The 14,101-nt window shown below is 65.7% G+C and carries 17 protein-coding genes, 1 tRNA gene and 1 pseudogene; 7 read left to right on the forward strand and 12 right to left on the reverse strand.

Going from position 1 to position 14,101, the window contains the following annotated elements; genetic code table 11:
• Window positions 1–9: 9 nt before the first annotated feature.
• Window positions 10–252, reverse strand: a complete 243-nt coding sequence (locus tag ACSFBM_RS09915; protein WP_435484195.1) for a hypothetical protein — start codon at window positions 250–252, stop codon at window positions 10–12.
• A gap of 196 nt (window positions 253–448) precedes the next feature.
• Between ACSFBM_RS09915 and ACSFBM_RS09920 the strand changes: the two genes are divergently transcribed.
• The 6 genes from ACSFBM_RS09920 (at window position 449) to ACSFBM_RS09945 (ending at window position 3,888) form a co-directional block, all read left to right on the forward strand.
• The gene (locus ACSFBM_RS09920; RefSeq protein WP_435484196.1) at window positions 449–703 is read left to right on the forward strand and encodes a hypothetical protein; all 255 of its coding nucleotides are present in this window, start codon (window positions 449–451) and stop codon (window positions 701–703) included.
• A 143-nt stretch (window positions 704–846) separates the two neighbouring features.
• A complete protein-coding gene (locus tag ACSFBM_RS09925) occupies window positions 847–1,188 on the forward strand; it encodes a hypothetical protein (RefSeq protein WP_435484197.1) in 342 nt (113 codons plus the stop codon).
• A 97-nt stretch (window positions 1,189–1,285) separates the two neighbouring features.
• Window positions 1,286–1,747, forward strand: a complete 462-nt coding sequence (locus ACSFBM_RS09930) for a hypothetical protein (protein ID WP_435484198.1) — start codon at window positions 1,286–1,288, stop codon at window positions 1,745–1,747.
• 66 nt (window positions 1,748–1,813) lie between these two features.
• Window positions 1,814–2,659, forward strand: coding sequence for a 3-deoxy-8-phosphooctulonate synthase (gene kdsA, locus ACSFBM_RS09935; protein ID WP_435438437.1), 846 nt, complete (start codon window positions 1,814–1,816; stop codon window positions 2,657–2,659).
• A gap of 143 nt (window positions 2,660–2,802) precedes the next feature.
• Window positions 2,803–3,135, forward strand: coding sequence for a hypothetical protein (locus tag ACSFBM_RS09940; protein ID WP_435484199.1), 333 nt, complete (start codon window positions 2,803–2,805; stop codon window positions 3,133–3,135).
• A gap of 246 nt (window positions 3,136–3,381) precedes the next feature.
• Window positions 3,382–3,888, forward strand: a complete 507-nt coding sequence (locus ACSFBM_RS09945) for a DUF4337 domain-containing protein (RefSeq protein ID WP_435484200.1) — start codon at window positions 3,382–3,384, stop codon at window positions 3,886–3,888.
• Window positions 3,889–3,921: 33 nt separating this feature from the next.
• On the opposite strand, the gene ACSFBM_RS09950 is transcribed toward ACSFBM_RS09945, so the two are convergent.
• Complete coding sequence (locus tag ACSFBM_RS09950; RefSeq protein ID WP_435484201.1) at window positions 3,922–4,509, reverse strand: lipocalin family protein; 588 nt, start codon at window positions 4,507–4,509, stop codon at window positions 3,922–3,924.
• 114 nt (window positions 4,510–4,623) lie between these two features.
• On the reverse strand, window positions 4,624–6,186 hold the full coding sequence (locus ACSFBM_RS09955; RefSeq protein WP_435484202.1) for a diguanylate cyclase domain-containing protein: 1,563 nt from the start codon (window positions 6,184–6,186) through the stop codon (window positions 4,624–4,626).
• Window positions 6,187–6,355: 169 nt separating this feature from the next.
• Here ACSFBM_RS09955 and ACSFBM_RS09960 point away from each other — a divergent pair, with 169 nt between their 5' ends.
• Complete coding sequence (locus tag ACSFBM_RS09960) at window positions 6,356–6,859, forward strand: hypothetical protein (protein WP_435484203.1); 504 nt, start codon at window positions 6,356–6,358, stop codon at window positions 6,857–6,859.
• Window positions 6,860–7,473: 614 nt separating this feature from the next.
• On the opposite strand, the pseudogene ACSFBM_RS09965 reads toward ACSFBM_RS09960, so the two are convergent.
• The 9 genes and pseudogenes from ACSFBM_RS09965 to infC all read right to left on the reverse strand — a co-directional run.
• Window positions 7,474–7,743 (reverse strand): annotated as a pseudogene (locus ACSFBM_RS09965) (methyl-accepting chemotaxis protein); the annotation flags it as partial.
• Between the two features lie 209 nt (window positions 7,744–7,952).
• A tRNA-Pro gene (locus tag ACSFBM_RS09970) sits at window positions 7,953–8,029 on the reverse strand.
• Window positions 8,030–8,055: 26 nt separating this feature from the next.
• Complete coding sequence (locus tag ACSFBM_RS09975; protein WP_435436678.1) at window positions 8,056–8,520, reverse strand: MerR family transcriptional regulator; 465 nt, start codon at window positions 8,518–8,520, stop codon at window positions 8,056–8,058.
• A gap of 64 nt (window positions 8,521–8,584) precedes the next feature.
• Window positions 8,585–8,956, reverse strand: coding sequence for an integration host factor subunit alpha (locus ACSFBM_RS09980; RefSeq protein WP_435436677.1), 372 nt, complete (start codon window positions 8,954–8,956; stop codon window positions 8,585–8,587).
• A gap of 5 nt (window positions 8,957–8,961) precedes the next feature.
• Entirely contained in the window at window positions 8,962–11,403 is a 2,442-nt protein-coding gene (gene pheT, locus ACSFBM_RS09985) for a phenylalanine--tRNA ligase subunit beta (protein ID WP_435484204.1), read from the reverse strand.
• Window positions 11,404–11,441: 38 nt separating this feature from the next.
• Window positions 11,442–12,518: a phenylalanine--tRNA ligase subunit alpha gene (pheS, locus tag ACSFBM_RS09990; protein WP_435436675.1), complete on the reverse strand. Its 1,077-nt coding sequence runs from the start codon at window positions 12,516–12,518 to the stop codon at window positions 11,442–11,444.
• Window positions 12,519–12,631: 113 nt separating this feature from the next.
• The gene (gene rplT / locus ACSFBM_RS09995) at window positions 12,632–12,991 is read right to left on the reverse strand and encodes a 50S ribosomal protein L20 (protein ID WP_007832499.1); all 360 of its coding nucleotides are present in this window, start codon (window positions 12,989–12,991) and stop codon (window positions 12,632–12,634) included.
• 24 nt (window positions 12,992–13,015) lie between these two features.
• Complete coding sequence (rpmI, locus tag ACSFBM_RS10000; protein ID WP_007832497.1) at window positions 13,016–13,219, reverse strand: 50S ribosomal protein L35; 204 nt, start codon at window positions 13,217–13,219, stop codon at window positions 13,016–13,018.
• 158 nt (window positions 13,220–13,377) lie between these two features.
• Window positions 13,378–14,001, reverse strand: a complete 624-nt coding sequence (gene infC, locus ACSFBM_RS10005) for a translation initiation factor IF-3 (protein WP_435436705.1) — start codon at window positions 13,999–14,001, stop codon at window positions 13,378–13,380.
• Window positions 14,002–14,101: the final 100 nt, after the last annotated feature.

Here is a 14,101-nt window from a genome sequence, read left to right on the forward strand (position 1 = left end):
TTCAGCGCGTCAAGGCTGCGGGCCCTGTCGCCCGCGTCGCCGCATGAGCTCGGCCCGTCCGAGCGGGGTGATCTTTTTCACGACGGCCGGCAACTGCATGCCGTCGGGTTCTTCCCTCGCGGAGGGCGGCGGCACCGCGGCGTCCACCATGCCTGCAGCGACCAGCACCGCGACGCTGCGGATGTCGCCCTCGTCGTCGACGATCAGCGGCAGGTCCAGATTTTCAATCTTGCGAAGGTAATCGAACGGCATACGGCCTCGTGTGGTGCTGCAACAGTTTCCCGAGCGCAGGTTACGCCCTTGCATCGGCCCGTCGGTGCGTTGCCGCACAGACTGCGCCGCTCAGGGGCGCTAGCTTGACGGCACCGCCCATGAAAGTCGGTGCCGATGAAGAACAACGACCCGATGCACGCAGCCGCCCACGGTTCAGCCCCCAAGGCCGGGCGGGGTGCCATCCTGGAAATCGGAGCTGCATGCAGGCCCGATCTACCGTGGCGGCGTGAGCTTTCTGGCGGATGTCTCGTGGGGCGATGCCGTGCTCTGCCGCCTCGTGTATGCCGGGCCGAAGCGCACCAATGAAGAGGCGTACGCCGCCCTGTCGGAACGCGCACGCAGATGGATCGCGGGCTACGAAGCCCGCAGCCCCGCAACACCGCTGGTGGGCAGCCTGCCTGCTCCAGCAGCGGGCACCGCGGCAGCCTGAGCGAGTCGGCATCTCTTCCGACAGCGCCCGCGCCTGAAGGGCACTACATTTTTTCGGCGCTCCCCGGCGCAGGGTCTGTTGAAGGCCTGGGTGCCCGGGGAGCGCGCCACTCCTTCATCACGCACACCTTGCACATTCCGCGCATGAACACCTTCCGCTCGGCTTCGCTCCTGAGGCCCTCCGCTCCCCGCTCGCGCCGCGCGCGCGCCGAGCCAAAGACAAAGACGACGGCCTCGCTCGATGCCGTCGCGCACTCGGAGCAGCACCACGGCCGGTGGGAAATTCATTACCGCCTGGAGCCGGCCCGCGAGAAGTTCGCCGGCACCGCGCAGATTCACTGCGACGGCCTGCCGCATTGCGAACTGTCGATCTTCGAGCCGCAGTCGAACGCGCTGGCGTCCATCGACCTGCTGCGCGAACAGTGCCTGGCATGGATCGCACACCGTAGCGACGCGGCCGCTGCACGGACGCTCCCGGCCAACTGAACGCTGCGCGCGCGCCCTGCGGGCCTCGGGCGGCTTTGCGGGCGCGCCTCTGAACGCACCGATTTCGCGTTGTGGCGCGATCCGTGGAGAATGCGCGATGACTCTCCCATCCCCCGCTTCCCTTACCCCGGACCATCTTGCCGTGCTGCGCGCGGTGGCCCGCATGGACCTGTCGCTCGGCATTGCCATCGGCCAGAGCCTGGGCAGACCGGTTTCCGACGACCTGGCAGCACTGCGCGCACAGGGCTACGTCCGGGAAGTTTCCAGCCCCCGGCACGACGGAACGCCGAGCCACCTGCACACGATCACCCCCCAGGGGCGCGAGGCACTGCAGGCGCACGGCGAGCAAGGCGTGACCACCCCGCAGCCCACCGTGGGCCCCCGGCCTCCGCTGCGCCGCGAGACGTACACGGGCAGCGAAATGCTGCCTTTCACCGGGCGCGCGGGGTCGATGGATGCACTGAAGTACCCGAGCCGGGTGGGCAACCAGCTGCGTTACCGGGACGACGGGGCCGAGCCGGTGGTCAAGGACGCCACGCCGCCGCCGCGCAAGAAGTAGCCTGGGGCGCCCGCGTCGGGCTGTCGAAGCGGACGGACAATAGAGGCAAACAGCCTGGAGAAAACCTTGTCTACCGTCACCATCAGCCCCCAAGTCACCGTCAGCAACAGCGCCCCGTTCGTTCTCTTCGGCGGCGTCAACGTGCTGGAGTCCCGCGACCTGGCCCTGCGCAGCGCCGAAGAATACGTGCGCGTCACGCGCAAGCTGGGCATTCCCTACGTGTTCAAGGGCAGCTTCGACAAGGCCAACCGCTCGTCCATCCACTCGTACCGCGGCCCCGGGCTGGACGAGGGCCTGAAGATCCTCCAGGCCGTGAAGGACACCTTCGGCGTGCCGGTGCTCACCGATGTGCACGAAATCGCGCAGGCCGCCCCGGTGGCCGAGGTGGTCGACGTGCTGCAGCTGCCCGCCTTCCTGGCGCGGCAAACCGACCTGGTGGTGGCGCTGGCCAGGACGGGCCGGGTTATCAACATCAAGAAGCCCCAGTTCCTGAGCCCCTCGCAGATGCTCAACATCGTGGAGAAGTTCAAGGAAGCGGGCAACGACAAGCTCATTCTTTGCGACCGCGGCACCTGCTTCGGCTACGACAACCTGGTGGTGGACATGCTGGGCTTCGGCGTGATGAAGAAGATCACGCAGGACCTGCCGGTGATCTTCGACGTGACCCATGCGCTGCAGCAGCGCGAAGCCGGCGCCGCGGCCTCCGGCGGGCGCCGCGAGCAGGTGGCCGACCTGGCGCGCGCCGGCATGGCGGTGGGCCTGGCGGGCCTGTTCCTGGAGGCGCACCCCGACCCCGCGCAAGCCAAGTGCGACGGCCCGAGCGCCCTGCCGCTGGACAAGCTGGAGCCGTTTCTCACGCAGCTGAAGGCGCTGGACGACCTGGTCAAGTCGTTCCCGGCCCTGAAGATCTAGCACGGCGATTCAAAAAAGAATGGCTTCGTACTAAAGATCTCGCTGGACTTTCCGATAGATCACTCAGGCGCCTGAACCCGGCAAGAGTGGGTCACCGCCGAGGCCGCCTCCCGGCGCGGATGATCAACAAGGAAAGGTTCAGGATGAACCGCGAAGCTGCAACGCCAGTACATGACTTCTCGAGGTGGGCGCGCCTGACCGAGAGCTATGCCGAAGAAGTGGAGGCCCTGCGCCGCCACGAACCCGGGGCGTCCATGCGGCTCATGCGGATCGCCCATGCCATGAAGCAAGACCCGTTCGGCCCGAACTCGCCGGACTCGGAGCACATGCCGCTTCCGCTGCGGCTCGCTCCCCCGCGGCCCCGCAGCCCGACCTGGCAGACCCAGGCGCGCAGGACGCTGCTCAGGCTGCGACTGCATCTTCGGGCGCTGGCGGCCCGCCGCGCGCAGGGCGACGCCACGGCCCCGCTGGCTTGAAACCGGCCTCACGGTAAAGCCCGCGGGCTGGAGCCTCGGCGAACGCGCTTCGACGGCACGGTCACGAAGACCGTGCATACTCGCGCGCCCCCGAAATTTCCAGATACATCAAAGGACCTCATGTCAGGACACGGTTTTCACGTGCACGGCCCGCACGATCACGAACTCGAACACGCAGCCTCCGGAGGGCACGGCGACGGCCATGGCGGCGGCGCTGCGCATGGCGCGGACGGCAAGGATGGCGGCATGAGCATGACCAGCAAGATCGCGGTGTGCACCGCCGTGATCGCCACCGTGGGCGCCATCTTTTCCTACATGGGCGGGGCCACCCAGGCCAACGCCGGCCTCTACAAGAACAACGCCGCCATCAAGAAGACCGAGGCGTCGAACCAGTGGAATTACTTCCAGTCGAAGAGCACCAAGCAGGCGCTGGCCGAGTTCGCGCGCGACACCGCCACCGACGACGGCCGCCGCCAGGGCTGGCAGGTGAAGGTGGCGCGCTACGAGCAGGAAAAGACCGACATCCAGACCGCCGCCCGCAAGCTGGAAGACGAGGCCAACAAGTGGGACGCACAGTCCGAAGAGCAGATGCACCAGCACCACCGCTGGGCGCAGGCCACCACCGTGCTGCAGGTGTCGATTGCGCTGGCGGCCATTGCACTGCTCACCAAGAAGAAATGGCTGGAGCGCGGCATGTTCGGCGTGGCCGCGGCGGGGCTGGCCATCGGCGTGCTGGCGGCGCTGCACATCTAGCACCGGGGCGAGCCGGCGCGGCCGCCACTGCCACTACTTCTTCGGCACCGCGTCGGCGTCTTCCGGCCACTGCTGGGGCACGCGGCGCAGGTTGTCGACCGAGTAGCCCAGCGTTTTCAGTTGCGTGACGGCGGCCTGGTAGAGCGGCTCGGGAATGGTCGGCGTGCGCGCCATGATCCATGCGTAGTCGCGGTCGCTGCGGCCGATGATCGTGAGCTGGTAGTCGCGGTCGATGTCCACGATCACATACTCCGCCTTGATGGGCCAGATGAACTGCATGCCCCACACCGCGTTGCTGGTGCCCGGCACCACGGTGCCGGCGGGGTTCATCGTTTTCAGCGGGCCGTCGAAGCCGCCTTCGCGGTAGCGAAAGCGCGTGTCGATGCTGCCGTCGGGCTTCAGGCTGTACGACTCCACGGCGTTGAACGCGTTGCGCTCCGGCCGCGTGGGGATGTTGCCGATGACATACCAATCGCCCATGAAGCGCTGCAGGTCGACCTGCTTCACCGGCGCGATGGTCGGCGGCGACACCGCGCAGCCAGTCATCATGAACGCGGCCAACACGCCCAGGGCCATGTGCAGCGGTGGGCGGGCAAGGAGGTTTTGCAGGGTTCTTGGCATGTATCAGGCTCCGGTGTGGGATGCCGAACACTATCGCGCGCCCCCGCGGCCCCGCGTCGGACGGCACGCCTTCACCGCATCGCCGAGCGTTGCCGGCATCTCGCAGGCGCCGGGCTACGCGCGCAGCGCGTCGGGCATCAGCCGCATGGCCGGCAGCTCCGCCGACACCACATAGCTGCCGCGTCCGTTCTGCTTGGCCTGGTACATGGCCTTGTCCGCTGCGGCGAGCAGGTCTTGCGGTGTTTCGTCGCCGTCGCCGAGCGCGATGCCGATCGACACGCCGATGACGGTGCCCGAGTGACGCAGTTGCAACGGCCGCACGATGGCGTCGATGCACCTTTGCGCCAGCGTCAGGGCGGCACTTTCCGCCGGCTCTTCGAAGTCGGCGGCCAGCAGCACGAATTCGTCGCCGCCCATGCGCGCCACCGTGTCGGTCTCGCGCACCAGGCCGAGCAGCCGGCGCGCAATTTCGCGCAGGGCCTCGTCGCCCGCCTCATGGCCCAGGGTGTCGTTGAGGTTCTTGAAGCCGTCCAGGTCGAGGTACAGCACGGCCACCTGGCTGGCGTTGCGCTTGGCACGCACCAGCGTTTGCTGCAGCCGGTCGTCCAGCAGCTTGCGGTTGGGCAGGCCCGTGAGGCTGTCATGATGCGCCAGGCGCGCCAGCGCCGCCTGGTTGTCGACCAGCTTGGCGAGCAGGCGGTTGAAGGCCTGCGTGAGATGCCCTATTTCGTCGTTGCGCACCACCCGCAGCGGCGTCAACGGGAGTTCGCCGCGGGTCATGCGGTCGGCCTGGTCGGCGGCGCGCAGCAACGGCCGCAGCAGCCAGACCAGGACAAACCCGATCACGATGAGCACACCCAGCACGGCGGGCGCGCGCTGCTGCAGGATGAAGCGCTGCATGCGCCCCACGGGGGCCAGCGCTTGTTCCACGGGCAGCCGTGCCACCACGAACCAGCCGCTGGTAGGCACCGAGGCGATGGCCGAGATTTCGTCGATGCCCTTGGCATTGCGCGTCGTGCCGCTGCCGCGATAGCCTTCCATCGCGCGGTCGTGCAGCAGGTTCACGCCGACCGGCGGGGTGGGCGTGAGCGACATCGAGACGTCCGTCGAGGCGACGAAAAGCCGGTCGCGCGGCGACACCACCAGGATGCCGCCCGCCTGCCCCACGCGCCCGCGCTGCAGATGCTCGAGCAGGCCGTCGGCCGACAGGTCGGCGGTGGCCGCCAGCACCGCAACGACCTGCCCGACCCCGTTGCGCACCGGCGTGGCCATGGGCAGCACCGAATGACCCGAAACGGGCATGGCCTGCGCACGGCCCAGGCCGGACCGCCCCGCCAGCGCGCCGGTGAATTCCGCGCCGCCGACCGGAAGCTGTCCGACGCCGTCGAGCCGCTGGCCGGAGGCGTCCGCCACCGTCAGGCCGAGCGGGAACACCGGGCTCAGCGCGCTGCGTTCTTCCAGCCATGCACGCAGTTGCCCGGGTTGCGAAAGAAGGTCGGGCGGCAGGGTGGACGCCAAGCGCTCGAGAAACAGCAGCCGCTCGCTCAGGTAGTTGTCGACGTCGCGGGCCACGTAGCCGGCCAGGGCCGTCTGCTGCGTCGCCACCGATTCCGTCAGGTCTTGGCGCAGGAAGCGGCTGAGCTGGAAATAGCTGGCGGCCGTTCCCACGAGCGCCATCACCAAGCCCATCACAATCAGCCGAAAAACCAGGCTATTGACAGATTTTCTAGGTTTCACTCGTGTGACAGGTGATGGGGCGGAAGGTTCGCGACTGTAGCGCAAGCGCCCCTGGGCTCCCCGGGCAGGCACCAAGCCAGCCCACGCTGGACACCGAAAGGCACAGAAGATGCAAACGCATACGGAAGTTCTAACACGAATTCAGCGACTGCGCCGGCGATTCGTAGTGCCGGCCATTGCTGTTTCGCTCCTGGCCGCGGCCTGCTCGTCGCTCGAGCCGCCAAACGAATTCAGTGAGGCGCTGGGCAAGAAGCTGCGCACGGAACAGCCCGCGGTGGTCGACCTTGCGACGGTGGTGGCGCGCCCGTGGGACGAGCTTTTCGTGTTCGGCCCTTACTCGGGCCGCGAGCAGAACTGCAGGACGCTGCAGCTGCTGTGGTTCGACTGCCGCCGAACCTTCGCCTTCGACATGAACGAGAACGAGCTGGCGCTGGTCTTCAGAGTCGATGGCAAGGTCGTTCGCTCGGAGCGGCATTTGCGCATCAACGGAGACTTCCTCCGGCGCGTGTTCCCCCAACCGATCCAGCGCTCAGCGGCAAAGTTTGCAGTGATGCATGCACCTGGCGTGACCCCTGACGGCAGGCGATGGATCGACTTGGTGTACGAGAACTGACCTCGCAGTTCGGGTCACGTGCGGGTCACCGGTGACGGCCGAGGCAGACAGGGTGTTGGCGGACGCGTTGGATACACAGGCAAAGCGGAATGTCCGATGTGTCGCCATGCTATACTCGTCGCTTCGCTCAAAGATCCTGAGCGTTGCCTGGCCAGGCAGCCGAATCTCATACCGGCGCGTCGAAGTCACTACGACGAGAAAAACAAAAATGACTTCATGCAAAAGAATTTGCCGTAGCGTGGACCGCGTAAGAGTTCACGACCACATTCCAAAGCCCGCCTAGCGCGGGCTTTTTCATGGGCGCCAGGCCCTGGTCTCCAGCAAGGCGCGAGGAGCACAAGCGCCTGGCCGGACATGACGGGCGCTGAGCATGCACAAGAAGGTGACAGCAGGCGCGGCATCGAGGCATTCCCTGAGCAGTTTTTTATCCCTCCCTGGCCTCTACCAGCGCCGGCCTGCTGTCGAAAGCCAGTGTGCTCACGCGAAGTGAAGCCAGGGTGAAGTCCGCGCGCGGGTTCTGTGAAACAGAGCTCGACGCGCTCGGAACTCGGCCCATTCTTTCGACGCTTGCCTTGCTGACTGCTTCGGCGGTGCTACTGCGCGCAAGATGCGCGGCGCCCGCGCCGTTGCGGGCGTCTTGCGGGGCAAGGCGGAAGTCTCAGGATGTTGGTCTGAAATGCAATGCCGTCGATCACCCCGATGATGTCGACGATCTACTTCGACGAGCTGTCGATCGATGCCATGGTGCCGACCACCTGCGAGACCACCGTGCCGCCCTTGATGGCCACCTTGGAGGCCGGCAAGGCCAACTGGTTGTCCTGGCGTGCGTTCTCCGCGTTCTGCCTGACCGTGGAGAGAAACGGCTGCGTCGCCGGTCCTCTTTGTCTATCGTCACCCTGACCTACTGCTTCAAGATTCGGCTGTGCAGGAGCGGATCGCGAGCACGCGGAGGATCGGTCATGCCCGATTTTGTGCGGCGCGCGCCGCGCAGTGCGCGTGGAGTGGTGGCATGCGAAGTGAATCTGCTTGCATGGCACTAAAGAAAAACGGGTCAGAGCTTGTGGCTCTGACCCGTTGATCTATCTACTGATTTTGGTCGGTGTGAAAGGATTCGAACCTTCGACCCCTTGCACCCCATGCAAGTGCGCTACCAGGCTGCGCCACACACCGAAGCTCTCGATTATAGCTGTGTAAATTCAGCGTCCGATGGTCAACAGCTCACGAATTTCAAAGAGTTCGCGGCGCAGGTGCAACAACTGGGACAGATCGGCCGGCTTCGCCGTTGCTGACGCCGACACGGGCGCGTCCTGCACGACGGCTGCGTCGAATTCTTCCTGGTCGATCTCGATCGCTTCCATGCCTTCGAGCGGAACCTCACCGGCCTTGCGGCGCTCGCGCTCGCCCTGCACGAGTTCCTGCAGCTTGTTGCGCGCACCGCTGATGGTGAAGCCCTGGTCATAGAGCAGGTCGCGGATGCGGCGAATCATGAGCACCTCGTGGTGCTGGTAGTAGCGGCGGTTGCCACGACGCTTCATGGGGCGCAGTTGCGTGAACTCCTGCTCCCAGTAGCGCAGCACGTGCGGCTTGACGCCACAAAGTTCGCCCACCTCACCGATGGTGAAGTAGCGTTTGACAGGAATCGGCGGGAGCGTTTTCTCCATTGAAATCAAGACTGTGCGCGGGAAACCTTAGAGATTACTCCACGCAGGCGCACAGCACCAAGCACTATTCCGCGCCCAGGCTCCACTCGACCTCGGACGCGTTGCCCTGATCGATGCTCCCGTGGATCTGTTCCTTCAGTTTCGCGCTCGCGTGGAAGGTGGCCACGCGGCGTTCACCGATGGGAATGGCTTCGCCGGTGCGCGGGTTGCGGCCCGGCCGCGGCGCCTTCACACGAATCTGGAAGTTGCCGAAGCCCGAGATCTTCACGTCCGTGCCTTCAATGAGGCTGCCGGCCACGAGCTCGAAGAAGGCTTCGACCATGTCCTTGGACTCACGCTTGTTCAAGCCGATCTGCTCGAACAGCAGGTCGGCCAGATGCGCCTTGGTGAGCGCGGGTGTTTCGAGGGCCTCGAGCGTGAATTCGGCAGCGTTCATTCTCATCAACCCCTCAAGCGGCCGCCGAGCGTGGCGCCCAATTGTTCGACGATGGCACGCACGGCAGGTTCGACCTGCTCGTCCGTCAGGGTGGCGCTGTCGCTCTGGAAGCTCAGGCGCACTGCCATGCTTTTCTCGCCTTGCGCCAGCGCACCAGGCGCGGCCGCAGTGCCTTCGCGCAACGGCTGCGGACGGTAGATGTCGAACAGCGCCGCATCGCGCAGCAGGCCCTGCGCAGCGGTTGCCGCGCGAATGGTCTGCATGAGCGCGTCGTGCGTGACCGACTCCGCCACCACGATCGCGATGTCGCGTTCGACGGCCTGGTGCTTGGGCACGGCCTGCGCCACCGGCACGGGCCGCGCGGTCACGGCGTCGAGGTCGAGTTCGAACAGCACCGGCGCCTGCGAGAAGTCCCACTTCTGGCGCCAGCGCGGATGCAGTTCGCCGACGAAGCCGACGGCCTTGCCGTCGACCAGCACGCGCGCCGAACGGCCCGGGTGCAGCGCAGGATGCTCGGCCACCTCGAAGGTCGGGACCACCGGCGCAAGCAGCGCCTCGACGTCGCCCTTCATGTCATAGAAATCGACGCGCTGCGACTTGCCGTCCCAGCGCGATTCATCAGCATCGCCCCAGGCCAGGCCGGCCACGCGCATCGGCTGGTTCACGCCGCGCACCGTGCTGTCGGTGGTGGCCACGCTGTCGTCGCGCAGAAACACGCGGCCCGCCTCGAACACGCGCACACGTGGCGCCTTGCGATCGAGGTTGAACTTGAGCACCTGCATCAGCGAGCCGAGCAGCGAGGAGCGCATCACGCTCATCTGGCTGGCGATGGGATTCAGCAGCTTGATCGGGTTGGCGTTGCCGGCCAGGTCTTGCTCCCAGTGCGCTTCGACAAAGCTGAAGTTGATCGTTTCCTGGTAACCCAGCGCGGCCAGGCTGCGGCGCACCGCGAACCGGCTGCGCTGCGCCTCAGGGCGCACGCGCGCGGTGATCGGTGCCAGCGGCGCAGTGGTCGGCAGGTTGTTGAAGCCGATCAGGCGAGCGACTTCTTCGATCAGGTCTTCTTCGATCAACAGGTCGAAGCGATGCGGCGGCGGCGTCACGGTCAACGTGCCCTCGCCTTCCTTGATGGCAAAGCCGAGGCGGTTCAACGCATCGGCGCACTGCGCCTGGGTCAGCGGCATGCCGATGACGCGCGCTGCGCGCGCCACGCGCAGCGTGACGGGCACGGCCGCAGGCACGTGCAGCGTCTGGTCGTCGATGGCGCCGACCTGGCCGCCGCAGATCTCGACGATCAGTTGCGTGATGCGCTCGATGATCTGCACCGTGCGGCTCGGATCGACGCCGCGCTCGTAGCGGTGGCCCGCATCGGTCGAGAAGTTGAAACGGCGCGAACGGCCCTGCACGGCTTCGGGCCACCAGAACGCGGCTTCGACATAGATGTTGCGCGTGTCGTCGGACACCGAGGTGGCGTCGCCGCCCATGATGCCGGCGAGCGACTCGACCTCGCGGTCGTCGGCAATCACACCGACCTTGTCGTCGACCGCGATGGTCGTGCCGTTCAGCAGCTTGAGCTGTTCGCCCGCCTTGCCCCAGCGCACCGTGAGGCCGCCGTGGATCTTGTCGAGGTCGAAGATGTGGGTCGGCTGGCCGTACTCGAACATCACGTAGTTCGAGATGTCGACCAGCGGGGTCACGCTGCGTTGGCCGCAGCGCGCGAGGCGCTCGACCATCCAGCCGGGCGTGCTCACCTGGGTGTTCACGCCTCGCATGATGCGGCCCGAGAAACGGCCGCAGAGTTCGGGTGCTTCGACCTTGACGGGCAACACGTCGGTGAACGCGGCCGCGACCGCGGCGATGGCCGGGGTCTTGAGCGGCGCACCGGTGAGCGCGGCGAGTTCACGCGCCACGCCATAGACGCTCAGGCCGTGCGCCAGGTTGGGCGTGAGCTTGAGCGTGAGCAACGCGTCGTCGAGCTTGAGCACGTCGCGCACGTCGGCGCCGATGGGTGCATCGGCATCGAGCTCGAGCAGGCCGCCATGGTCTTCGCTCAGCTTCAGCTCGCGCGCCGAGCACAGCATGCCCTGGCTTTCGACGCCGCGCAGCTGACCGAGCTTGATGAGGAAAGGCTTGCCGTCTTCGCCCGGTGGCAGCTCGGCACCGACAAGCGCACAGGGCACCTTGATGCCGACGCGGGCGTTGGGCGCACCGCACACGATGTTGAGCAAGGCGCCCTGCCCGGCATCGACCTGGCACACGCGCAGGCGATCGGCGTTGGGGTGCTGCACCGCTTCCTTGATTTCACCGACCACGATGCGCGTGAAAGGCGGCGCCACCGGTCGGCGCTCTTCGACCTCGAAGCCGCCCATGGTGAGCGTTTCGGCCAGTGCGGCGCTGTCGAGGGGCGGGTTACAGAACTCGCGCAGCCAGGATTCCGGGAATTGCATCTCTTCGATCTCGATCTGGTTTTTTTGTGGGTGGGTGCTTACTGGAACTGCGAGAGAAAACGCAGGTCGCCGTCGAAGAAGAGGCGCAGGTCGTTCACGCCGTAGCGCAGCATCGTGAGCCGATCGGGGCCCATGCCGAAGGCGAAGCCGATGTAGCGCTCGGGGTCCAGGCCCATGTTGCGCACCACGTTCGGATGCACCTGGCCGGCGCCCGACACCTCGAGCCAGCGGCCGGCCAGCGGGCCGCTCGCGAACTGGATGTCGATCTCGGCGCTGGGCTCGGTGAACGGGAAGAAGCTCGGGCGGAAGCGCAGCACGAGGTCGTCGCGCTCGAAGAAGGTGCGGCAGAAGTCGGTGAAGACGACCTTCAGGTCCTTGAAGCTCACGTTCTCGCCGAGCCACAGGCCTTCGCACTGGTGGAACATGGGCGAATGCGTGGCGTCGCTGTCGACACGGTAGGTGCGGCCCGGCGCGATCACGCGGATCTCGGGCGCCTTGACGGTGCCGGTCGCGTCGGCAGCTGCAGCGGCGAACTCGGCCGCATATTTCTTGATGTGCTGATGTGCATAGCGCACCTGCATCGGGCTGGTGTGCGGACGCAGGTTGTAGGGAACACCGTCGTCGCCGTTGATGTCGACATAGAAGGTGTCCTGCATGGAACGCGCCGGATGGTTCGGCGGGTTGTTGAGCGAGGTGAAGCTGTGCCAGTCGCTCTCGATCTCGGGGCCGTCGGCCACGTCGAAGCCCATGCTCGAGAAGATCTCCTCGATGCGCTCCAGCGTGCGGCTCACGGGGTGCAGGCCTCCCGGAATGCGGCGGCGCCCGGGCAGGCTCACATCGAGCGCCTCGGCGCGCAGTTGCAGCGAGAGTTCTTCGTCTGCCAGTTGCTGACGGCGCTCGGTCAAGGCGGCCTCGATGGCCTGCTTGCCCACGTTGATCGCGGCGCCGCGGGACTTCTTCTCCTCGACACTCAGTGCGGCCATGCCCTTCATCAGCTCGGTGATGCGACCCGACTTGCCGAGGAACTGCGCCTTGGCGTTTTCGAGTTCAGCGGGCGTTTTCGCCTGGGCGAAAGCGGCGCCTGCGGTGGCTACCAGGGAGTCCAGCTCGTTCATAGCAACAAAAATCTTCGAGGGGAAATAAAAAAGAGCTGGAGCCTTTTCAAGCGCCAGCCCTTGAGCCGTGGGCGCAGGAAGCCGCCCGAAGGCGGCACCCCTGCTGTGCAGAATCAAGCAGCCAGCTTGGCCTTGACCTGCTCCACGATGCCGGCAAAAGCGGCCTTGTCGTGCACGGCGATGTCCGCAAGCATCTTGCGGTCGATCTCGATACCGGCCTTGCGGATGCCGTTGGCGAACTGGCTGTAGGTCAGGCCCAGTTCACGCGAGGCGGCGTTGATACGCGCAATCCACAACTGACGGAACACGCGCTTCTTGGTACGGCGGTCACGGTAGGCGTATTGGCCTGCCTTCATCACCGCCTGTTTGGCGACGCGGAAGACATTGCCGCGGCGACCGCGGAAACCCTTGGCGAGTGCGAGAACTTTCTTGTGGCGGGCGCGAGCCGTTACACCACGTTTGACGCGAGGCATGTGTGTACTCCTTGTTCGTCTGAGTTAAATGCCACGGCCGGGCAGCATGGCGGCGACAGAAACCATGTTGGTCTCATGCACTGCGACTGCACCACGGAGGTGACGCTTGTTCTTGGTGGTCTTCTTCGTCAAGATGTGACGCTTGAAGGCTTGACCGCGCTTGACGGTGCCACCGGGACGAACGCGGAAACGTTTTTTCGCGCTGCTCTTGGTCTTCATTTTGGGCATGTGAATGCTCCTTTAGTTTGTGCTCGTGAGGCGCCGCGGATACTCCACGGACTTGTTGGCCCCGAGACACTTCTTTATCTCGCCGCTGCCTGCGCTTCTTTCGAAGTGCCGGCAACGGCGAAATCCCTTCAAAACCTCGCTACTGCGACCCCGCCCGTTCAGGCCGTTGCGGGAGACGCCGCTGCCGGCGCAGCGTCTGCTGCCGGCTTCGGTGCGGCGCCTCCGGCCTTCTTGCGGCCCGGCGCGATCATCATGATCATCTGCCGGCCTTCGAGCTTGGGGAACTGCTCGACCATGATCAGGTCGCCCAGTTCGTCGCGAATGCGCTGCAGCAGCGCCAAACCGAGCTCCTGGTGCGTGATCTCGCGGCCGCGGAAGCGCAGCGTGATCTTGCATTTGTCGCCCTCATCGAGAAAGCGCTTGATGTTGCGCATCTTGATGTTGTAGTCGCCGTCGTCGGTACCGGGGCGGAACTTGATTTCCTTGACCTCGATGACCTTCTGCTTCGACTTCGCCTCTGCTGCCTTCTTCTGCTCGTGGTACTTGAACTTTCCGTACTCGATCAGGCGGCAAACCGGCGGGTTGGCCGCCGCAACGACCTCCACCAGATCCACGTCAGCCTCGCCGGCAAGGCGCAAGGCCTCCGAGAGACTCATGACACCCATGGGCTCGTTTTCCGGGCCGACTAGGCGGACTTCCGGGGCCATGATTTCCCGGTTAAGGCGGTGTTGGCGTTCCTCGCGGTGGCGGCGGTCGCGAAATGCAGTAGCGATGGTCAGAATCCTTCAAAATTTGCTACAAAATCTGTAGCGAACGCCGGTCAGTCCTCGCGGACAAGCGACACGACTTGCAGGGGAAACACATGGGGGTGTTTCCCGGACA

The sequence above is a fragment of the Variovorax pasteuri genome, assembly GCF_051216435.1.
Classification (GTDB): domain Bacteria; phylum Pseudomonadota; class Gammaproteobacteria; order Burkholderiales; family Burkholderiaceae_C; genus Variovorax.